General features: G+C 75.2%; 21 protein-coding genes and 1 riboswitch. Of the genes, 17 read left to right on the forward strand and 4 right to left on the reverse strand.

The window, feature by feature from the left end:
* Nucleotides 1-10: 10 nt before the first annotated feature.
* Nucleotides 11-1,135 (forward strand): FUSC family protein, encoded by a 1,125-nt coding sequence (locus tag ACI794_RS13140; RefSeq protein ID WP_456616579.1) that lies wholly within the window; start codon nt 11-13, stop codon nt 1,133-1,135.
* A gap of 85 nt (nt 1,136-1,220) precedes the next feature.
* On the opposite strand, the gene ACI794_RS13145 is transcribed toward ACI794_RS13140, so the two are convergent.
* On the reverse strand, nt 1,221-2,489 hold the full coding sequence (locus ACI794_RS13145; protein WP_456616580.1) for an acyl-CoA dehydrogenase family protein: 1,269 nt from the start codon (nt 2,487-2,489) through the stop codon (nt 1,221-1,223).
* A gap of 160 nt (nt 2,490-2,649) precedes the next feature.
* Here ACI794_RS13145 and ACI794_RS13150 point away from each other — a divergent pair, with 160 nt between their 5' ends.
* From ACI794_RS13150 to ACI794_RS13160, 3 genes are read left to right on the forward strand one after another with little or no spacing between them, the layout of a single operon-like run.
* Nucleotides 2,650-3,426, forward strand: a complete 777-nt coding sequence (locus ACI794_RS13150) for a DeoR/GlpR family DNA-binding transcription regulator (RefSeq protein ID WP_456616581.1) — start codon at nt 2,650-2,652, stop codon at nt 3,424-3,426.
* Complete coding sequence (locus ACI794_RS13155; protein ID WP_456616582.1) at nt 3,423-3,785, forward strand: DUF4406 domain-containing protein; 363 nt, start codon at nt 3,423-3,425, stop codon at nt 3,783-3,785. The genes ACI794_RS13150 and ACI794_RS13155 overlap by 4 nt, the downstream gene beginning before the upstream one ends.
* Nucleotides 3,782-4,444, forward strand: coding sequence for an NUDIX domain-containing protein (locus ACI794_RS13160; RefSeq protein ID WP_456602293.1), 663 nt, complete (start codon nt 3,782-3,784; stop codon nt 4,442-4,444). The genes ACI794_RS13155 and ACI794_RS13160 overlap by 4 nt, the downstream gene beginning before the upstream one ends.
* On the opposite strand, the gene ACI794_RS13165 is transcribed toward ACI794_RS13160, so the two are convergent.
* Nucleotides 4,434-6,404, reverse strand: a complete 1,971-nt coding sequence (locus tag ACI794_RS13165) for an acetoacetate--CoA ligase (RefSeq protein WP_456616583.1) — start codon at nt 6,402-6,404, stop codon at nt 4,434-4,436. The genes ACI794_RS13160 and ACI794_RS13165 overlap by 11 nt on opposite strands.
* 55 nt (nt 6,405-6,459) lie before the next feature.
* Between ACI794_RS13165 and ACI794_RS13170 the strand changes: the two genes are divergently transcribed.
* The 7 genes from ACI794_RS13170 (at nt 6,460) to ACI794_RS13200 (ending at nt 12,402) form a co-directional block, all read left to right on the forward strand.
* Complete coding sequence (locus ACI794_RS13170; protein ID WP_456580365.1) at nt 6,460-6,864, forward strand: DUF2237 family protein; 405 nt, start codon at nt 6,460-6,462, stop codon at nt 6,862-6,864.
* A 28-nt stretch (nt 6,865-6,892) separates the two neighbouring features.
* On the forward strand, nt 6,893-7,387 hold the full coding sequence (locus ACI794_RS13175; protein WP_456580364.1) for a glutathione peroxidase: 495 nt from the start codon (nt 6,893-6,895) through the stop codon (nt 7,385-7,387).
* Nucleotides 7,388-7,494: 107 nt separating this feature from the next.
* A complete protein-coding gene (locus ACI794_RS13180) occupies nt 7,495-8,205 on the forward strand; it encodes a mycothiol-dependent nitroreductase Rv2466c family protein (protein ID WP_456602291.1) in 711 nt (236 codons plus the stop codon).
* Nucleotides 8,206-8,305: 100 nt separating this feature from the next.
* The gene (locus ACI794_RS13185; RefSeq protein ID WP_456602290.1) at nt 8,306-9,361 is read left to right on the forward strand and encodes a FecCD family ABC transporter permease; all 1,056 of its coding nucleotides are present in this window, start codon (nt 8,306-8,308) and stop codon (nt 9,359-9,361) included.
* Nucleotides 9,358-10,458, forward strand: a complete 1,101-nt coding sequence (locus ACI794_RS13190; RefSeq protein ID WP_456616584.1) for a FecCD family ABC transporter permease — start codon at nt 9,358-9,360, stop codon at nt 10,456-10,458. The genes ACI794_RS13185 and ACI794_RS13190 overlap by 4 nt, the downstream gene beginning before the upstream one ends.
* Nucleotides 10,455-11,300 (forward strand): ABC transporter ATP-binding protein, encoded by an 846-nt coding sequence (locus tag ACI794_RS13195; protein WP_456616585.1) that lies wholly within the window; start codon nt 10,455-10,457, stop codon nt 11,298-11,300. The genes ACI794_RS13190 and ACI794_RS13195 overlap by 4 nt, the downstream gene beginning before the upstream one ends.
* 91 nt (nt 11,301-11,391) lie before the next feature.
* Nucleotides 11,392-12,402 (forward strand): ABC transporter substrate-binding protein, encoded by a 1,011-nt coding sequence (locus ACI794_RS13200; protein WP_456616586.1) that lies wholly within the window; start codon nt 11,392-11,394, stop codon nt 12,400-12,402.
* 33 nt (nt 12,403-12,435) lie between these two features.
* Here the strand turns inward: ACI794_RS13200 and ACI794_RS13205 are convergent, their stop codons facing one another.
* Together ACI794_RS13205 and ACI794_RS13210 are read right to left on the reverse strand one after the other, a co-directional pair.
* The gene (locus ACI794_RS13205; RefSeq protein ID WP_456616587.1) at nt 12,436-13,407 is read right to left on the reverse strand and encodes an EamA family transporter; all 972 of its coding nucleotides are present in this window, start codon (nt 13,405-13,407) and stop codon (nt 12,436-12,438) included.
* A 43-nt stretch (nt 13,408-13,450) separates the two neighbouring features.
* On the reverse strand, nt 13,451-13,897 hold the full coding sequence (locus ACI794_RS13210) for an STAS domain-containing protein (protein WP_456616588.1): 447 nt from the start codon (nt 13,895-13,897) through the stop codon (nt 13,451-13,453).
* Nucleotides 13,898-14,098: 201 nt separating this feature from the next.
* Here ACI794_RS13210 and ACI794_RS13215 point away from each other — a divergent pair, with 201 nt between their 5' ends.
* From ACI794_RS13215 to ACI794_RS13240, 6 genes are all read left to right on the forward strand, one after another.
* Nucleotides 14,099-14,884, forward strand: a complete 786-nt coding sequence (locus ACI794_RS13215) for a thioesterase family protein (RefSeq protein WP_456616589.1) — start codon at nt 14,099-14,101, stop codon at nt 14,882-14,884.
* A 156-nt stretch (nt 14,885-15,040) separates the two neighbouring features.
* Nucleotides 15,041-15,937 carry a mechanosensitive ion channel family protein gene (locus ACI794_RS13220; protein WP_456602283.1) on the forward strand — a complete coding sequence of 299 codons (897 nt, stop codon included), beginning with the start codon at nt 15,041-15,043 and terminating at the stop codon, nt 15,935-15,937.
* The gene (locus ACI794_RS13225; protein ID WP_456602282.1) at nt 15,934-16,419 is read left to right on the forward strand and encodes a hypothetical protein; all 486 of its coding nucleotides are present in this window, start codon (nt 15,934-15,936) and stop codon (nt 16,417-16,419) included. Before ACI794_RS13220 ends, ACI794_RS13225 begins: the two co-directional genes overlap by 4 nt.
* Nucleotides 16,420-16,507: 88 nt before the next feature.
* A riboswitch (SAM riboswitch) is annotated at nt 16,508-16,623 on the forward strand.
* A 43-nt stretch (nt 16,624-16,666) separates the two neighbouring features.
* Nucleotides 16,667-17,959, forward strand: a complete 1,293-nt coding sequence (locus tag ACI794_RS13230; protein WP_456602281.1) for a bifunctional o-acetylhomoserine/o-acetylserine sulfhydrylase — start codon at nt 16,667-16,669, stop codon at nt 17,957-17,959.
* 1 nt (nt 17,960) lies between these two features.
* Nucleotides 17,961-19,037, forward strand: a complete 1,077-nt coding sequence (gene metX / locus ACI794_RS13235) for a homoserine O-acetyltransferase MetX (protein ID WP_456616590.1) — start codon at nt 17,961-17,963, stop codon at nt 19,035-19,037.
* A 39-nt stretch (nt 19,038-19,076) separates the two neighbouring features.
* A complete protein-coding gene (locus tag ACI794_RS13240) occupies nt 19,077-19,676 on the forward strand; it encodes a YdeI/OmpD-associated family protein (RefSeq protein WP_456616591.1) in 600 nt (199 codons plus the stop codon).
* Nucleotide 19,677 lies beyond the last annotated feature (1 nt).

Consider the following 19,677-nt stretch of genomic DNA (forward strand, 5'->3'; position numbering starts at 1 on the left):
CGGACGACGAATGCGGCAGGGCACGACGAGCACCGCTCCCCGGCGGTGGCGGCGGCGCCCCGGAGCGGTCCGGCGCACCTGGGCGCGCCACCCCCGGATCGGCCTCGCCGTCCGCGCGGCCGTGGCGGCGGCGGTGGCGTGGGCCCTCGCGCAGCTCGCCCCCGGGCCCTTCGCGGACTACCCGTACTACGCACCGCTGGGAGCGGTGGTCGCGACGACGGCGTCCACGCTGGCCAGCTCGGTCCGCGGGTCCCTGCAGACCGTGGCCTCGATCGCCCTCGGTGCCGCGATCGCGCTCGCCGGGGAGGCCCTCGTCGACCCGCAGCTCCTGGCCCTGGCGCTCGTGGTCGCCATCGGCGTCCTGCTGGCCGGTTGGGGGCGGCTGGGCAGCAGCAGCAGCTGGCTGCCCACCTCGGCGCTGTTCGTGCTCGTCCTGGGGCAGGACAACCCCACCGGGTACGTGCTCGCTTTCGCCGGGCTGACGTTCGCCGGCGCGCTGGTCGGCATCCTGGTGGCCGCGGCCTTCCCGCCGCTGCCGCTCGCCCCCGCCGACGAGGCCCTGGGAAGGCTGCGCGAGACCCTCGTCGAGCAGCTGGACGACCTCGCCGACGGGCTGCGCCAGGAGCACCCGCCGACGCAGGACGAGTGGCGCGGGCGGATGCGCACCATCGACCCGCTGCTGGCCCAGATGCGCGCGGCGGTCCAGGAGACCGACGAGGCCCGGCGCGGCAACCGCCGGGCCGCGCGGTACCAGGACAGCGCCGAGCGGCTGTACCAGCAGGCCCGGGCCCTGGAGCGGCTCACCCTCCTCGTCGAGGACCTCACCCTGGTCATCGCCGAGACCGAGATCGCGGAGAACGAGCGCGTCGCGCTGGGGCCGGCGCTGCGACCGACGGCCTCCGGGGCCCTCGCCGCGCTCGCCGACGTCCTCCGGTCGGTGGAGAGCGCCGCCGCCGACCCCGACACCGTCCGCGAGGCCGACGAGGCGGTCGGCGCCTTCGCCGCCGCGCTGCGCCGGGCCAGGGCGACCGCCGACGACGACCTGTTCGAGGCCGGGAACATCATCGACAACGTCCGCCGCTCGCTGGACGCGGTGCGCCCGCCGGAGCCGGCGGATCACCCGGCGCAGCAGTGACGCGACCCTCGACCGGGTCACGCCGAGGCCACGAGGGGGGCGTCAGCCTGCTCGTCCCCATCGAGCCGGACCGAGCCGCCGCGGCTCAGCCGAGCGGCGAGCGGGGGAGCAGGCGGTCGCTGACGATCCGCTTCTGGATCTCGCTGGTGCCCTCGAAGATCGTGGTCAGCCGGGCGTCGCGCCAGTGCCGCTCGACCTGGCGCTCGGTGGTGTAGCCGTTGCCGCCGTGCAGCTGCATCGCCTGGTTCGTCACCCGCACCGACATCTCGGTGGCCTCGAGCTTCACCATCGACGCCTCCTTGGCGACCGGCATCCCGAGGTCGAGCAGGTGGGCGACCTGGCGGTAGAAGGCGCGGGACTGCTCGATCTGCGACGCCATCTCGGCGACGGCGAACCGGAGGGCCTGGAAGTCGCCGATCGGGTGGCCGAACTGCTCGCGCTCCTGGAGGTAGCGGATCGAGTCCTCCAGCGCGGCGCGGGCCAGGCCGACCGCCCGCGCCGCCGTGTGCACCCGGGCGGTGTTGAGGAACTTCTGCGCCTCGGCGAACCCGGCCTGCTTCGCCTCCTCGCCCTCGGCGTCGCTGTCCTCCCGCGCGGCCTTGGCCTGGTCGATGACGTTGTCCTTCGGGATGCGGACGCCGTCGAACGTCAGGTCCCAGGTGAGGAAGCCGTGGTAGCCGATCTTGTCGATCGGGTGCCCGGACAGGCCGTCCGGGAACTCGCCACGCTTCTTCTCCAGCAGGAGGTTGAGCAGCCCGGCCGAGCGCGACTCGCCCTCCTGGGGCTCGCGCTCGCGCACCAGCACCTGGATGAAGTCGGCGGCCTCGGCGTTGCCGCACCAGCGCTTGCGCCCGGTGACCACCCACTCGTCGCCGTCCAGCACCGCCCGGGTGGAGACCCCGGCGAGGTCGGAGCCGGCGTCGGGTTCGGAGAGCGCGATCGCGCCGATCCACTCGCCCCGGGCGCTGCGGGCCATCAGCTCGTGCCGGCGGTCGGCGTCGGGCACCGCGGTGCCGAGCCCCTGGGAGCGGGCCAGGATGCTCGCCGTCGACATCCACGCGCGGGCGAGCTCCTCGCTGACCATGCAGTACTCGAAGACGCCCAGACCCAGCCCGCCCTGCTCGGCGGGCACGGTGATGCCGAAGTACCCCAGCTCGGCCAGCCGCTGCAGCAGGGTCGCCGGGATGAGGCCCTTCTGCGGGTCGAGCTCGTTCGCGACCGGCAGCACCTCCTCCATCGCGAACCGGCGCGCCTGCTCCTGCAGCGCCTCCCGCTCCGGGGTGTGCCACGGGGGGAGCAGCACGGGCGGCTGCGGCTCGAGGATCTCGCTGGCGGGGTTGGCGCTCGACGTCATCGTCGGTCGGCCTCCTCGGTCGGGCGGGCGGTGGCGTCCACTGTCGCGGCTCGTCGTTCCCCCGCGCACCGCGTCCACCCGCGGAGGTGACCAGCGTCACCGGCGATGCGGCTCTGACAATGACTTCACAGACCTCACAGAAGTCTGTCACGATGACGGCGTGGCCGTGCCCGAGCGACTGGACGTGACGCTGCGGCTGGTCCGCAACGCCGGGACGGCGACGCTGGCCGACCTGGCCGCGCGCCTCGGCGTGAGCGAGATGACCGTGCGCCGCGATCTCGACGAGCTGCAGCGCCGCGGCCTGGTCACCCGCATCCGCGGCGGCGCCACCGCGGTCGACGCCCCGGAGAACGGCTTCGCCGCCCGCGCCGGCTGGCAGGCGGGCCTCAAGGAGCGCATCGGCCGGGCGGCGGCCGAGCACGTCCTGCCGGGGTCGACGGTGCTCCTCGACGCCGGGACGACGACGGTCCACGTGGCGCGGGCGCTGCTGGGCCGGGCCCCGCTCACCGTGGCCGCGCTGAGCCTGCCGGTCGCCGCGGTGCTGGCCGACCAGCCCGGGATCCGGCTGCTCGTGGTCGGCGGCGAGGTGCGCGCCGGCGAGGGGAGCCTGGCGGGGCCGGTCACCGCCGCGGTCCTCGCCACCCTCTCCTTCGACGTGTTCGTCATGTCGATCGGCGGCATAACCCCCGCCGGGTGGTCGGAGTTCACGCTCGAGGACGCCGCGGTGAAGCAGGTGGGGCTGCGCCAGGCCGACCGCACGCTCGTGGTGGCGGACGGCAGCAAGCTCGGCGTCCGGGCGTTCGCCCGTGTCGCGGACCTCCCGGCGGCCGGCCGGCTGGTGACCGACGCCGGCGCCCGCGACCCGAGGCTGACCCCGGCGGCGCAGGACACCCTCGCCGCCCTCGACGACGCGAAGGTGGAGGTCACCACCGCATGAGCCTGATGATCCTGGTCGCCGGCCCCTACCGGAGCGGCACCGGTGACGACCCCGACGCGATCGCGACCAACCACCGCCGCATCCAGCAGGCCACCCTGGACCTGTTCCGGGCCGGCCACCTGGCGGTCAACGGCGAGGACCTCGCGCTGCCCCTGGCCGCGCTGGCCGGCTCGACGCGGGTCGGCGACGCCGCCTTCGACGAGGTGTTCCACCCGGTCGGCCGCCGGCTGGTCACCCGCGCCGACGCCCTGCTCCGGCTCCCCGGGGCGTCGGCCGGCTCCGACGAGATGGTCGCGCTCGCCCGGGCCAGGGGCATCCCGGTCTACACCGACGTCGCCGACGTCCCGGCGTCGGCGTGACCGGCGTCCCGGGGATCGACGTCCCCGACTTCCGCGGCCGGACCGGGCTGGACCGGGCCGGGCAGGACCTGACCGGCAACCCCGACGTCGTCGTCCGCGACGTGGAGCTGCTCGCCGCCGGCTGGCACGTGCTGCGGCGAACGACCCTCGACCGGCGGCGCAGCGACGGCCGGTGGGTGACCGAGCAGCGCGAGACCTACGACCGGGGCAACGGCGCGACGCTGCTCCCCTACGACCCCGACCGGCGCACCGTGCTGCTCACCCGGCAGTTCCGCTACCCGGTGTACGTCAACGGGCACCCCGACGGGCTCCTGCTGGAGGCCGCCGCGGGGCTGCTCGACGACGACGCCCCGGAGGTGGCGATCCGGCGGGAGGCCGAGGAGGAGCTCGGCGTGACCCTCGGGGAGGTGCAGCACGTGTACGACGTCTTCATGAGCCCCGGCTCGGTGACCGAGCGGCTGCACTTCTTCGCCGCCCCCTACCGCCCGGCCGATCGCACGTCGGCCGGCGGCGGGCTCGCGGAAGAGGGCGAGGACATCGAGGTCGTCGAGCTCCCGTTCGACGAGGCCCTCGACATGATCGAGGACGGCCGCATCGCCGACGCGAAGACGGTGATGCTGCTGCACTGGGCCGCGCTGCGGGGACCGTTCAGGAGCTGAGCCGCTCCTTCGCCAGCCGGATGTAGTGCTCGACCAGCGAGGCGTCGTCCACGGTGCCGGTGTTGACCGCCTTCGCCGGGTCGACGCCCTGGAAGAGCCGCTTGAGCGGCACCTCCAGCCGCTTGCCGGTGCGGGTGTGCGGCACGCCCGGGACGGCGATCACCTCGTCGGGCACGTGCCGCGGGCTGGCCTGCTCCCGGATGGCCGACCGCAGCCGCCCGACCAGGTCGTCGGTGAGCTCCTCCCCCGGCGCGAGCTGCACGAACAGGGGCATCCAGTAGCCGCCCTCGGGCAGCTCCACCCCGAGCACGACGCAGTCGAGCACCTCGGGGAACGCCTCGACGGCGGCGTAGATGTCGGCGGTGCCCATGCGCACGCCACCGCGGTTGAGCGTGGAGTCCGACCGGCCGGTGATGACGCAGGTGCCGCGGTCGGTGATCTCGAGCCAGTCGCCGTGCCGCCAGACGCCCGGCCACGGCTCGAAGTAGGCGGCGCGGTAGCGGGCGCCGTCCGGGTCGTTCCAGAAGTACAACGGCATGGAGGGCATCGGCTCGGTGACCACCAGCTCCCCGAGCTCGCCCACCACCGGCTCGCCCTGCTCGTTCCACGACTGCACGGCCACACCCAGCATGGGCCGCTGCAGCTCGCCCACCGTGACCGGGAGCAACGGCGAGCCGCCGATGAAGCCGGTCGCGACGTCGGTGCCACCCGACGCGGAGACCAGCTGCAGGTCCCTGCCGACGGCGTCGTAGACCCAGCGGTAGGAGGCGTCCGGGAGGGGGGAGCCGGTGCAGCCGATCACGCGCAGCGCGGAGAGGTCGTGGTCCTCTCCGGGGCGGACGCCTGCCTTCTGGCAGGCGCCCAGGTACCCGGGGCTCGTGCCCAGCAGGGTGATCCCGACCTTGGCGGCGAGGGCGAACTGCGCATCCGGGGTCGGGTAGGTGGGCGCCCCGTCGTGGAGCACCGCCGTCGCGCCCGAGAGCAGCGAGGAGGCGACGACGTTCCACATCATCCAGGCGGTCGAGGTGTACCAGTAGAAGCGCGCGCCCGGCCCCAGGTCCTGGTGCAGCAGCCCCCACTTGAGGTGCTCCAGCACCACCCCGCCGTGCCCGTGCACGATCCCCTTCGGCAGCCCGGTCGTGCCCGAGGAGTAGACGATCCACAGCGGGGCGTCGAACGGCGTCGGCTCGAACACCGGGTCCTGGCGGTCGGCGACGGCGTCGGTCCACGCCAGGGCGCCGTCGGGCACCTCGTCCGGGAAGAGCCGCGGGACGGCGATCGTCGTCCGCACGGTGGGCAGCGCCTCGCGCAGCTGGGCGACGACGTCCCGGCGGTCGTGCGCCCGGCCGTTGAAGCGGTACCCGTCGACGGCGACCAGCACGGTCGGCTCGATCTGCGCGAACCGGTCGAGGACGGCGCGGGTGCCGAAGTCGGGGGCGCACGTCGACCACACGGCCCCGACCGAGGCGGCGCCGAGGAAGGCGACGACGGTCTCGGGGACGTTGGGCAGGTAGCCCGCCACCCGGTCACCCGGGCGCACGCCGAGCCGGCGCAGGGTCGCGGCGAACGCGCCCACCTGGCCGCGGAGCTCCGCCCACGGGATCTCGACGGGCTCGGCGTCCTCGGCGACGGCGATGAGCGCGGGCCGGTCGTCGGCGGCCTGCCGGAAGACCTGCTCGGCGTAGTTGACCGTCGTCCCCGGGAACCAGACGGCGCCGGGCATCTCGCGGGAGGTGAGCACCCGGTCGTCGGGCACGTCGAGCACCCCGGTCCAGCGCGCGACGTCGCCCCAGAACTGGTCGAGGTGCTCGACCGACCACCGCCACAGGGCGTCGTAGTCGACCGGGTCGCCGAAGGAGAGGCCGCGGCGCTGCGCCACCCAGCCGGCGAAAGCGGCCACGCGGGTGCCGGCGATCGACGCGGCAGTGGGCCGCCAGAGGATCTCGGTGCTCTCGGTCACGCTGGCACCATGCCATCCTGAGCGCGCGCCGACCACGCCCACTCGAGGAGCGCCCGTGCTGCCCGACCCCGCTGACGAGCGGAACGTGCTCGGTGGACCGCTGCAGTCCTGCTCCACCGAGCCGCTGACCGGGTTCTACCGCGACGGGCACTGCAGCTCCGGCCCGGACGACCTGGGCCGGCACACCGTCTGCGCCGTGGTCTCCACCGAGTTCCTGGCGCTGCAGCGCGAGCTGGGCAACGACCTCTCCACCCCGCGCCCCGAGTACGGCTTCCCGGGGCTGCGGCCGGGGGACCGCTGGTGCGTCGTCGCCACCCGCTGGCTGCAGGCCTACCAGGCCGGGGCCGCCGCGGGGGTGGTGCTGGCCGCCACCAACGCCCGCGCGCTGGAGATCGTCCCGCTGGAGGCACTGCGGCAGTACGCCGTCGACGTGCCGGACGACGCCAGCGGCCTGGAATGAACACCCCGCCCGGCGTGCTGCGGGCGGCATGGGCGACCTCCTCGACACCCCCGTCACCACCCTCCGCGGCACCGCCACGACGCTGCGGGAGCTGACCGGCGGCGGGCCCGCGCTCGTCGTCAACGTGGCCAGCCGCTGCGGCCTGACCCCGCAGTACACGGCGCTGGAGGCGCTGCACGAGGAGTACCGCGCCCGCGGGTTCACCGTCGTCGGCGTGCCGTGCAACCAGTTCATGGGCCAGGAGCCGGGCACCGCGGAGGAGATCGAGCAGTTCTGCTCGGCCACCTACGGCGTCACGTTCCCGTTGACGGAGAAGGCGGAGGTGAACGGCACCGGCGCGCACCCGCTGTTCCAGCGGCTGACGGCCGCACCGGACGTCGACGGCGAGGCCGGTCCGGTGGCGTGGAACTTCGAGAAGTGGGTGCTGTCGGGCCACGGCGAGGTGGTCGCCCGCTTCCGGCCGCGGACGCCGCCGGACGACCCCGCCGTCCGCGCCGCGATCGAGTCGGTCCTCCCCGCCTGACAACCGGCCCGCCCCAGGCGCGTGGTCGCGACCCCGGCCGCACGGGCCTGGCGCGGCGGCACCGGGCTGGAGCGGCGGGCGCGGGCGCGAACGCCTAGGTTCGCGGCATGGCCGATCTGCGCTTCTGGTTCGACCCGGTCTGCCCCTTCGCCTGGATGACCAGCAAGTGGGTGCGCCAGGTGAGCGCCCAGCGCGAGTACGCCGTCGAGTGGCGGTTCATCTCCCTGCGGCTGCTCAACGCGCACGTCGACTACGCCTCGCACTTCCCGCCCGAGTACGAGGCCGGGCACACCGCCGGGCTGCGGCTGCTCCGCGTGGCCGCCCACGTGCGTGACCGGACCGGGAACGAGGGCGTCGCCCGGTTCTACGAGGCGTGCGGGCAGCACGTCTTCGAGCACGGCCCCGAGGGCGACCGGGCGGCGCGGGGGACGGCGGAGTTCGTGGCACCCGTGCTCGCCGACGCGGGCCTGCCCGCCGACCTCGCCGACGCGCTGGAGGACGGCGCGCGCGACGCCCAGATCCGGACCGAGACCGACGAGGCGCTGGGCCTGGCCGGCAAGGACGTCGGGACGCCGATCCTGCACTTCCAGCCGCCCGAGGGCGTCGCCTTCTTCGGGCCGGTGATCAGCCGGCTGCCGGCCGAGGACGAGGCCGTCGCGCTGTGGGACCACGTGGTGGGGCTGGCCTCGTTCCCCGGGTTCGCCGAGCTCAAGCGCAGCCTGCGCGAGCGCCCGCAGCTCCCCGCCTTCGGGGTGCAGCCCGGCGAGATCGGGCAGCAGGAGGACTGGCACGGAGGGAGCCGGCGGCAGAAGCGCTGACCCCGGCGAGGGCCCTCACGAGGCGGACGCACCTGGCGAGAACGGCGGAGCGGGCTAAGGTAAGCCTTATCTGATCTGCCGTCCGTCCCGGGAGCTGCTCGTGGCCACCACGGTCGACGTCCCGCCCCGGGGCGCGGCACGACCTCCGGCGCCGCCGCTGCGCGCGCGCCGGCTGGGCACGCTCGCCCTCCTGCTGGCGCTCGTCGTCGCCGCCGCGCTGGCCAGCATCGCGGTCGGCACGCGGTCCATCGGCCTCGGCGAGGTGTGGCGCTCGCTGCTCGACCCCTCGCTGACCGGGGAGGAGGCGGTGATCGTCCGGCAGCTCCGGGTGCCCCGCACGGTGCTCGGCCTGATGGTCGGCGCCGCGCTGGGGCTGGCCGGGGCGCTGATGCAGGGCCACACCCGCAACCCGCTGGGCGATCCCGGGCTCCTCGGCGTCACCGCGGGCGCCAGCCTCGCCGTCGTCCTCGCGATCACGCTGCTGGGCGTCACCACGCCCGCCGGCTACGTCTGGTTCGCCTTCGTCGGCGCGCTGGTGGGCACCGTGCTGGTGTACGCGATCGGTTCCGCCGGGCGGGGCGGGGCCACCCCGGTCACCCTCGCGCTCGCCGGGGCGGCGCTGTCGGCCCTCATGTACGCCCTGGTCCGCGCGATCCTGGTCAGCGACCAGCAGACGCTCGACAGCTTCCGGTTCTGGGTGGTCGGCTCGCTCGCCGGGCGGGACGCCGCCGTCGCCGGGCAGGTCGCCCCCTTCCTCGCCGTGGGCCTCGTGCTGGCCCTGGTCAACGCGCCGGCGCTGAACCTGCTCGGCCTGGGCGAGGACGTCGCCCGCGGGCTGGGCCAGCGCATCTGGCTGGCCCGCGCCGTCGGCCTGGCCGCGATCACGCTGCTCTGCGGAGCCGCCACCGCCGCCTGCGGGCCCATCGCGTTCCTCGGGCTCGTCGTGCCGCACGCCGTGCGCGCCCTCACCGGCCCCGACCACCGGTGGCTGCTGCCCTGCTCCGCGCTCGCCGGCGCCGCGCTCCTGCTGGTCGCCGACGTGCTCGGCCGCGTCCTGGCCCGCCCCGGCGAGCTCCAGGTCGGCATCGTGCTCGCCCTGGTCGGGGCGCCGTTCTTCATCGCCCTCGTGCGCCGGAGCCGGACGGTGCGGCTGTGAGCGTCAGCGCCCCGGTGCGCCCGCCGACGGCGGAGCGCCCCCGCCCGCGCACCGGCCGGGTGCTGCGCGCGGGGCCCGCGTCGGGGCTGCTGCACTGGCGCCAGGTCGTCGTGCCGGTGGCCGGGTTCGTCGCCCTGGTGCTGGCCGCCGCGCTGAGCATGGGCCGCGGCGACTTCCCGATCGGCGTCGGCGACGTGCTGCGCACCCTCGTCGGCCTCGGCGAGGGCCCGCAGGTCTTCATCGTCCAGGAGCTGCGGGCCCCGCGGGTGGTCGTGGGCGCGCTGGTCGGGCTCGCCCTCGGCGTCGCCGGCGCGCTCTTCCAGACCTTCGCCCGCAACCCGCTGGCCTCCCCCGACACGCTGGGCATCACCATGGGCGCCTCCGTGGGGGCGGTGGCCGCGATCGTGCTCAGCGGCGGCACGTCGACCGGCGCCGTCCTGGGCGGGCTCGGCGTCCCGCTGGCCGCCCTGCTGGGCGCGCTGCTCACCGGCGCCCTGCTGTTCGCGCTCACCTGGCGGGCCGGCGTCGACGGGTACCGGCTGGTGCTCATCGGGATCGCGCTGTGGTCGGCCGGCACCGCGATCACCGACTGGCTGCTCACCCACGCCGAGATCTACGACGCCGCGTCGGCCTACGTGTGGATCACCGGCTCGCTCAACGCCCGCACGTGGGACGACGCCCTGCCGCTGGCCGTCGCCGTCGCGGTGCTCCTGCCGCTGGCGCTGGCGGCCGGTCGCGTGCTCGGCGTCCTCCAGTTCGGCGACGACACAGCCCGGGGGTTGGGGGTGCGGGTCGCCGGGGCACAGGCCGCGGTCGTCCTGCTCGCCGTCTTCCTCGTGGCCTTCGCCGTGTCGGCCGCCGGGCCGGTCACCTTCGTCGCCCTCGTGGTCCCGCAGATCGCCGTCCGGCTCACCGGCGGCTCCCGGCCACCGCTGCTGGCCTCGGGCATCCTCGGCGCCCTGCTCGTGGTCGCGGCCGACCTGGTCACCCGCACCGCCCTGCCCCAGGCGCTGCCGGTGGGCATCCTGACCGCCGTCATCGGCGCCCCCTACCTGCTCTGGCTCCTGGTCCGTGGAAGGCGGCGAGCGACGCTGTGACACTCCACATCGGCACCGAACTGCTGCGCCAGGACGTGCACCCGGCCGGGCCCCGGCGGGTCCGGCTGGCCGCCGAGCACCTCCGGCTGGCCTACGACGACCAGGTGGTGGTCGACGACCTCGACCTGCATCTCACCGAGGGCTCGTTCACCGCGATCGTCGGCCCCAACGGGTGCGGCAAGTCCACCCTGCTGCGGGCGCTCGGCCGGTTGCTGCGGCCGGTGAGCGGCCAGGTGCTGCTGGACGGCCGGGCCATCGCGCGCACGCCCACCCGCGAGGTCGCCAAGGTGCTGGGGCTGCTCCCGCAGACGCCGGTCGCGCCGGAGGGGCTCACCGTCGGCGACCTCGTCGCCCGGGGCCGCCACCCGCACCAGAGCTGGCTGCGGCAGTGGTCCCGCGACGACGAGGCGGTGGTGGCCGAGGCGCTGTCGTGGACCGACATGGCCGAGCTCGCCGACCGCCCCGTGGACGCCCTCTCGGGCGGTCAGCGGCAGCGGGCCTGGATCTCGATGGCGCTGGCCCAGGGCACCGACCTGCTGCTGCTGGACGAGCCGACGACCTACCTCGACCTCTCCCACCAGATCGACGTGCTGGACCTGGTGGCCCGCCTGCACGCCGAGCGCGGTCGCACCGTCGTGGTCGTGCTGCACGACCTCAACCTGGCGGCCCGGTACGCCCAGCGGCTGGTGGCGATGAAGGACGGCGCGCTGGTGGCTTCCGGCACCCCCGCCGAGGTGCTCACCGAGGAGCTGCTGGCCGGCGTCTTCGACCTCGAGGCGCGGGTGCTGGCCGACCCGGTCACGGGGACGCCGATGGTCGTCCCCGTCCGCCGGCTGCGCTGAGCCGGCCCCCTCTCGAAGGTTTTAGTTAGGGCAGGCTAACCTTCCTCGCGTCCGGGGATGACCACGCATCCCCTCAGCCGAGGGAGTTCCGTTGCACCGCACCTCACGCCGCCTGATGGGCGGCCTGCTGGCCCTGGGCGTCACCGTCGGCGTCAGCGGCTGCGGGGCCGACGCCGCCACCGATGACGCGGTGCCGGCCGCCGAGGGCGGCTGGCAGTTCACCGACGACCGGGGCACCACCGTCGAGCTCGACGCCACCCCCGAGCGCGTGGCGGGCCTCAACGACGTCGTCTCCTCGCTGTGGAACTACGGCGTGGAGCCGGTGGCCACCTTCGGCCAGACCTCCACCGCCGACGACGTGGCCTTCGAGGGCGAGGACCTCTCCGACGTCGAGATCGTCGGCGAGAGCTACGGCCAGATCGACCTCGAGCAGCTGGCCGCGGCGGAGCCGGACGTCATCGTCACCAGCGTCTACCCGACCGACTCCGAGGGCACGATCGACGAGACCCAGCCGCTCTACGGCTTCGAGAGCCTGGAGCAGCAGGAGCAGGTCGCCCGGATCGCGCCGATCATCGCGATCGCCTGGACGGGCTCGGCCGCCGACGTCATCGACCGCACCGCCGAGCTCGCCGAGGCGCTCGGCGCCGACATGGAGGGCACGGAGGTCACGCAGGCCCGCGAGGAGTTCGAGGCGGCCTCCGACGCGCTCACCGAGGCCGCGGCCGGCGGCATCACCGTGCTGCCCGTCGCCGCCTACGCCGCCGAGGGCTTCTACATGGCCAAGGCCCCCGACGACCCGTCGCTGCGCATGTACGCCGACCTCGGCGTCCAGTTCGTCGACCCGGGCGGCGAGGGCTACTTCTGGGAGACCGCCGGCTGGGAGGACGTGGGCCGGTACCCCAGCGACGTCCTGCTGTACTCGCTGCGCGGCGCCATGACGCCGGAGGAGATGGCCACGCAGCCGACCTACACGCTGCTGCCCGCCGCGCAGGCCGGCCAGGTGCACCCGTGGAAGTACATCGGCATGGACCACGCCGCGCAGGCGGAGTACATGGAGGAGCTCGCCGGCTGGCTCGCCGAGGCGGAGGACGTCACCCCCTGAGCGGCGCCACCCCTCCGAGGCCCCGGTCCCGCGTCACGTCGACAGCGGGGCCGGGGTCTCCGGCACCGGGGGCGCGGACGGCGTCCGCCCGGTGCGCGCGGTCTGGGCCAGCGCGATGCCGGTGAGCACGACGATGCCGCCGGCGACCTGCCAGCCGGTGAGCACCTGCTCGACCCACAACCACGCGACGACGGAGGCGAAGACCGGCTCCACCGTCGCGACGAGCCCGGCGGTGGTGGGCGCCAGGTGCGGAAGCGCCGCGATCGACAGCCAGAACGGCACCGCCGCGCCCAGCACGACGATCCACCCGACGAGCAGCCAGAGCGGCAGCTGCAGGCCGCCCAGCGAGACCGGCACCGGCTCGGCGAGCACCCCGGCGTCGAACTGCCACCACGGGGCGGCGACGGCCCAGAACACCGCGGCCGCCACGAAGCTCCAGCAGGTGAGGGTGACCGGATCTCGGCTCACCGTGCCGCGCTCGCCGACCAGGTAGTAGGTGGCCAGGCAGAGCGCCGCACCGAACGCCGCCGCCACGCCGAGCGCGTCCAGCGAGCCGCCGCCCTGCCAGACCTGCGCCACGAGCACCAGGCCGGACAGCGACAGCAGCAGCGCCGCCCACAGCCGGCTGCGCACCCGTTCGCGGCGGACCAGCCAGACGTAGAGGGCGATGAACACCGGCGCGGTCATCTCGAAGACGAGCGCGATGCCGACCGGCAGCCGCCCGATGGCCACGTAGTAGAGGAACTGGGTCAGCGCCACGCCGACCACCCCGAAGACGGCGAGCAGCGGCAGCTCGCGGGGCCGCACCCGCAGCCGGCCCGGAGCGATGAGCGCGAGCACCGCGAGCAGCACGATCGCGGCGCCGGTGCAGCGCAGCGCCGTCAGCCGGGTCGGCGGGACGCCGGCCTGGAGCGCGAGCGTCGAGACGGTGCCGTTGACGGCGAAGAGGGCGGCCGCACCGAGGGTGAAGGCGTACCCGAGGCCGGGCCGGACGGTGCGGGGCACGCGCGCACGGTAGCGGGCATGGCCGACGGAGACACCTACCGGATCAGAACAGCGCGAGGTCCTGAGCGGGCGGGCAGGTCGCGGGGCCGGCCGCGACGAAGACGGCGTCCAGGCCGGTCACCTCGAACACCCGCCACACCGAGGGCTGCACGTCGCACAGCAGCAGGTCGATACCGCGCTGCTGGCACCAGCGGCGGACGCCGGTGAGCACCGAGAGGCCGGCCGAGCCGATCGAGGGCACCCCGCCGAGGTCGAGCTCGAGGACGGTGCAGCCCACCAGCGGGTGCCCGGCGACGAACGCCTCCAGGTGCGGAGCGGTGACCAGGTCGACGTCACCGTCGACCACCACCCGGGCGCGCCCACCCGCGCTCTCCCACGCAAGGCGCAGCGCGGCCGGCTCCGGGGCCGGGTGCGAGACCCACCAGGGCCGCCGCCCACCGGGCGGGCGCGCAAGACGCCGACTGCCGTCCCATTCGTGCGCTCGCACCATGCTGCCCCCTCGCGCCGACGGTCACCCCGTCGCCACGGAACGTACGGACGCCGATCCGGCGGGACAACGGTTTCCGATACCGGATCGGCCGGGTCGGCACGCCCGGCGGGCGCGCGGTGACGCCTCGCAGCCGTGGCACCACCGTACGGATGCCGGGACCCGGCGGCGGCGGGCAGGACCGGCGGCGGAAGACTCGGCCCCGTGGACGTTCCGGAGGCCCTCTACCTGCCCGACGGGGACGGCTTCGCCGCCACCGCCCTCACGATCGGCCCCTGGGACACGGGGTTCCAGCACGCCGGGCCGCCGGCGGCGCTGCTCCTGCGCGCCGCCGAGGAGGTCAGCGCGATCGAGGGCGGGCAGACCGTCCGCCTGGCCTACGACATCCTGGCGCCCGTGCCCGTCGGCCCGGTGCGGGTGCGCACGTCGGTCGTCCGCCCCGGCCGGCGGATCGAGCTGGTGGAGGCGGTCCTCGACGCCGGGGGCGCGGCGCTCATGCGGCTGTCGGCCTGGCGGATGCGCTGCCGGGACGACGCCGCGGCGGAGACCGAGCAGCCGCACCCGGCACCGGCCGGGCCGGAGGGGAGCCGCGCCGAGCGTGCGGCGTTCTTCAGCAGCGAGGTGGCCTACCACCGGGCGCTCGCCTGGCGGTTCGCCGCCGGCACCTTCAACGGGCCGGGGCCGGCGACGGCGTGGACCCGGCCGGAGTGCGCCCTCGTGGCCGGGGAGCCGATGACGCCGCTGCAGCACCTGCTCGTGATGACCGACGCCGCGAGCGGCATCTCGGCGACCCTCGACTGGACCCGGGCGACGTTCGCCAACGTCGACCTCACCGTGGCCCTGCACCGGCCGCCGCGGGGTGAGTGGCTGGGGATGGACGCCACGACCGTGCACGGCGGCGCCGGGGCGGCGCAGTGCTTCGCCGTCCTGTTCGACGCCGACGGCGCGGTCGGCCGGTCCAGCCAGTCGCTGTTCGTCGAGCCGCGGTGAGCCCGGCGTGAGTCATCTCTCCGCAACCGCTGCGCCGCAGGTCAGCGGCGTGCCCGGCCGTTCCGGACGCGCGCCGCGGCGGGTCGGGTTGGCATCGCCGTCCGGCGGTGAGCATGGTGGGAGGGTCGCTTCCCCCGACGAACGGAGTGCCGCCACGTGGACGCGTTGAGAGACGTGCTGGACTGGCTGGCCGGGCGCGGTCTCGAGGTCGTGCTGATCGTGCTCGGGTCGGTGCTGCTCGCCCGCTTCGTCGGCTGGGTCGGCGACAAGATCACCGACCGGATCGACCGGAACTCCACCGGCGGCGACGCGCTCGTCCGGTCGGAGGCCGCCAAGCACCGCCACTCGCTGACCCAGGTGCTCACCTGGGCCCTGGTCGTGCTCATCTACTCGATCTCGGTCTTCTTCATCCTCGACCGCCTCGGCATCCCGGTGACCGGCCTCGTCGCGCCGGCGACCGTGCTCGGCGTCGGTCTGGGCTTCGGCGCGCAGCGCATCGTCGGTGACGTGCTGGCCGGGTTCTTCATCATCACCGAGCGCCAGTACGGGTTCGGGGACGTCGTCTCGATCCAGGTGGTCGGCGGGGGCGACCCGGCGAACGGCACGGTCGAGGACGTCACGCTGCGGGTCACCCGGATGCGCTCGCCCGACGGCGAGGTCGTGACCATCCCCAACGGCCAGATCGTCAAGGTCATCAACCTGTCCCGCGACTGGGCGCGCGCCGTCGTCGACGTCCCCCTGCCGACCACCGTCGACGTCAACCGGGCCAACGAGGTCCTGCGCGGGGTGGGCCGGGAGGCGTTCCGCGACCCGGCCATGCGGCCGCTGCTGCTCGACCCGCCCACCGTGATGGGCGTCGAGACCCTCGGGTTGGACGAGGTGAACGTGCGGGTGGTCGCCCGCACGCTGCCCGGCAAGCAGTTCGAGGTGGGCCGGGACCTGCGCGCCCGCATCGTCCAGGCGTTCCGCAGCCAGGGCATGCAGGTGCCGCCGCCCACGACGGCGCCCCTGGCGCAGGACGGCGCGACGGCCGTCCAGGAGGGGGTCCGGTGAAGACACCCGACGAGCGCCGCGACCCGGCCGCCCGCGCCTCCGAGGAGCCCACCGTGAGCACCGCCCCCGCCGCCGCGCCGGGCTCGCCCGCCGACTCGCCGTCGCCGGCGCCGCGGCACGGCTGGTGGGCGTCGATCCCCCGGCACCTGGGCCGCGCCCGCACCTCCACCGTCGTGCTCGCCATCCTCTTCGTGGCGGTCTTCGCCCTCTGGCTGAACGTCAAGCCCCCTGCGCAGGGCGCGCCCGCGACCGGGGAGACGGCGGTCACCGAGCCGACCGACCCGGCGGGCACGACGGAGCCCACGCAGACGGAGGAGACGCCGCCGACCGAGGAGCCGGTGACGACGACGCAGCAGCCCGAGCCGACCACCTCGCCCTCCGCGCCCACCACCACCGCGCCGGGCACGACCACCACGGCGCCGGAGACGCCCGCCCCCGCGCCGACCGGCGGCACGGGCGAGGAGACCGCGCCCGGCTCCTAGGACCGTGGGCCGCTGTTTCACGTGGGACATCGCTGCCCGAGTCCGGGCGGGTGTGCGTCGCCCGGCGGAGCGTCCTAGGATCACGTCGGCTCCTGAGAGGCAGCGCGAAGCACCTGGCTGGCTGCCCGGCAACCTCAACTCCGTCTGAGGTGCTCCAGGGGAAGAGCCGGCCGGTCGGCGCCCCGCCCCCGGCAAGGACGGAGCTCCCGTGCGCCGCGGGATCTCCCGCGAGCGAAGGAGACGGCGCATGACCGACCCGCAGAGCTGGAGCTTCGAGACCCGGCAGATCCACGCCGGCACGAGCCCCGACCCCACGACCGGCGCCCGCGCGCTGCCGATCTACGCGACCACCGCCTACCAGTTCCGCGACACCCAGCACGCGGCGGACCTCTTCGCGCTGGCCGAGATGGGCAACATCTACACGCGGATCATGAACCCGACGCAGGATGCGCTGGAGCAGCGCGTCGCGTCGCTGGAGGGCGGCGTCGCCGCGCTCGCCGTCGCCTCCGGCCAGGCCGCGGAGACCCTCGCCATCCTCAACCTCGCCGAGGCCGGAGACCACCTCGTCGCGTCGGCGTCCCTGTACGGCGGCACGTACAACCTGCTGCACCACTCGCTGCCGAAGATGGGCATCACCGTCTCCTTCGTCGAGGACCCCGACGACCCGGAGAACTGGCAGTCCCTCGTGCAGGAGAACACCCGGGCCTTCTTCGCCGAGTCGATCGGCAACCCGAAGGGCGACATCCTCGACATCGAGACCGTCGCCGGCGTCGCCCACCGCAACGGCGTCCCGCTCATCGTCGACAACACCATCGCGACGCCCTACCTGGTCCGGCCGCTGGAGTTCGGCGCCGACGTCGTCGTCCACTCGGCCACCAAGTACCTCGGCGGCCACGGCACCGTCATCGCCGGGCTCATCGTCGACGGCGGGTCGTTCGACTGGACCGGCGGCCGGCACCCGATGTTCACCACCGCCGACCCCACGTACCACGGCGTCGTCTACGCCGACCTCGGCGCACCGGCGTTCGCGCTGAAGGCCCGGGTGCAGCTGCTGCGCGACCTGGGGCCCGCGGTCTCGCCGTTCAACGCCTTCCTGGTGGTGCAGGGCATCGAGACGCTCTCCCTGCGCATGGAGCGGCACGTGCAGAACGCGCAGCGGGTGGCCGAGTTCCTCGAGGCCCACGACGCCGTCGAGCGGGTGAACTACCCGGGGCTGCCGTCCTCGCCGTGGCACGCCGCGCAGCAGAAGTACGCGCCGAAGGGCGCCGGCGCCGTCCTGACCTTCGAGCTGCACGGCGGCGTGGAGGCCGGCAAGCGGTTCGTGGAGGCCCTGGAACTGCACAGCCACGTCGCCAACATCGGCGACGTGCGCAGCCTGGTGATCCACCCGGCCTCGACGACGCACTCCCAGCTCACCCCCGAGGAGCAGCTGACCACCGGCGTCACGCCGGGCCTGGTGCGCCTCGCCGTGGGCCTGGAGGGGATCGAGGACATCCTCGCCGACCTCGAGGCCGGCTTCCGCGCCGCCAAGTCCGCCTGACGTGGGCGGGTGGGCCGAGGGGGATCCGGCGGGCGGCCGGCGCTTCCTCGACCTGCCCGCCCCGTTCGAGCTGGAGCGCGGCGGCAACCTGCCCGGCGTGCGGATCGCCTACGAGACCTGGGGGACGCTCGCCCCGGACGGCGGCAACGCCGTGCTGGTCGAGCACGCGCTGACCGGTGACAGCCACGTGGTGGGCGACCGCGGGCCGGGGCACCCGACGCCCGGCTGGTGGGGCGGCGTCGTGGGCCCGGGCGCCGCGCTGGACACCGACCGGTTCTTCGTCGTCTGCGCGAACGTCCTGGGCGGCTGCCAGGGGACGACCGGGCCGTCGTCACCCGCGCCGGACGGGCGAGCGTGGGGCTCGCGCTTCCCGGAGATCACGGTCGGCGACCAGGTCCGGGCCGAGGCGGCGCTCGCCGACGCGCTGGGCGTCCAGCGCTTCGCCGCCGTCGCCGGCGGCTCCATGGGCGGCATGCGGGCACTGGAGTGGGCGGTCCGGTTCCCCGGGCGGGTGGCGGGGCTGTTCTTCCTCGCCTCCACCGCCGTCGCCTCGGCCGACCAGATCGGCACGCAGACCACCCAGCAGGCGGCCGTGCGCGCCGACCCCCGCTGGCGCGGCGGGGACTACCCGCCGGGGGACCCGCCGGCGGACGGCCTCGACGTCGCCCGCCGGATCGCCCACCTCACCTACCGCAGCGCCGCGGAGCTCGAGGCGCGTTTCGGCGCGCGCCTGCAGAAGGACGGCCGCTTCGCCGTCGCCTCCTACCTGCAGCACCACGGGGCCAAGCTGACCCGCCGGTTCGACGCCGGGAGCTACGTGGTGCTCACCGAGGCCATGAACAGCTGGGACGTCGGCCGGGGCCGCGGCGGCGTGGAGGTGGCGCTGGCCGGCGTGACCGCCCGCGCCCTGGTCGCCGGCGTGGACAGCGACCGGCTGTACCCACCGGAGCAGCAGCAGCGGGTGGCCGACGCGCTCGGCGTGCCGCTGCGGCTCATCGGCTCGCCCTACGGGCACGACGGCTTCCTGGTCGAGACGGCGGCGGTCGACGCGCTGCTGCGCGAGCTGCTCGCGGGCTGACGGCGCCCGGCTGTCGCACCCGGGGGCCAGGATGGCGGCGTGCCGACGCCGACGGACCTGCCGATGCTGCCGTTCCCCGACCAGCCCGCCTTCGAGGCCTGGCTGGAGGCCGAGCACGCCACCGCCCCGGGGCTGTACGTGCAGATCGCGCGCAAGGGCTCGGGCATCCGCTCCCTCACCTCCGCCGAGGTCGTCGAGTCGGCGCTCTGCTTCGGCTGGATCGACGGGCGCGGGCTCCGGCTGGACGACTCCTACCACCTGCTGCGGCTCACCCCGCGCCGCCCGCGGAGCGTCTGGTCGCAGAAGAACGTCGCCACCGTGGAGCGGCTGATCGCCGAGGGACGGATGCGCCCGGCCGGACTGGCTGCGGTGGAGGCGGCGCGGGCCGACGGCCGGTGGGAGCGCGCCTACCCGGGCGCGGCCACCATCACGGTGCCCGACGACCTCGCCGCCGCTCTGGACGCCGAGCCCGGCGCGCGGGCCGCCTTCGATGCCCTGGACGGGCAGAACCGCTACGCCGTCCTGTGGCGGGTGCACACCGCCGCCACCCCCGCCGGTCGGGCGAAGCGGGTCGCGGCCTGCGTGGAGCGGCTGGCCGCGGGCCGCCCCTTCCACCCCCCGCCCGGCGGGCGAGACTGAC

Source organism: Blastococcus sp. SYSU DS0541 (genome assembly GCF_054050875.1).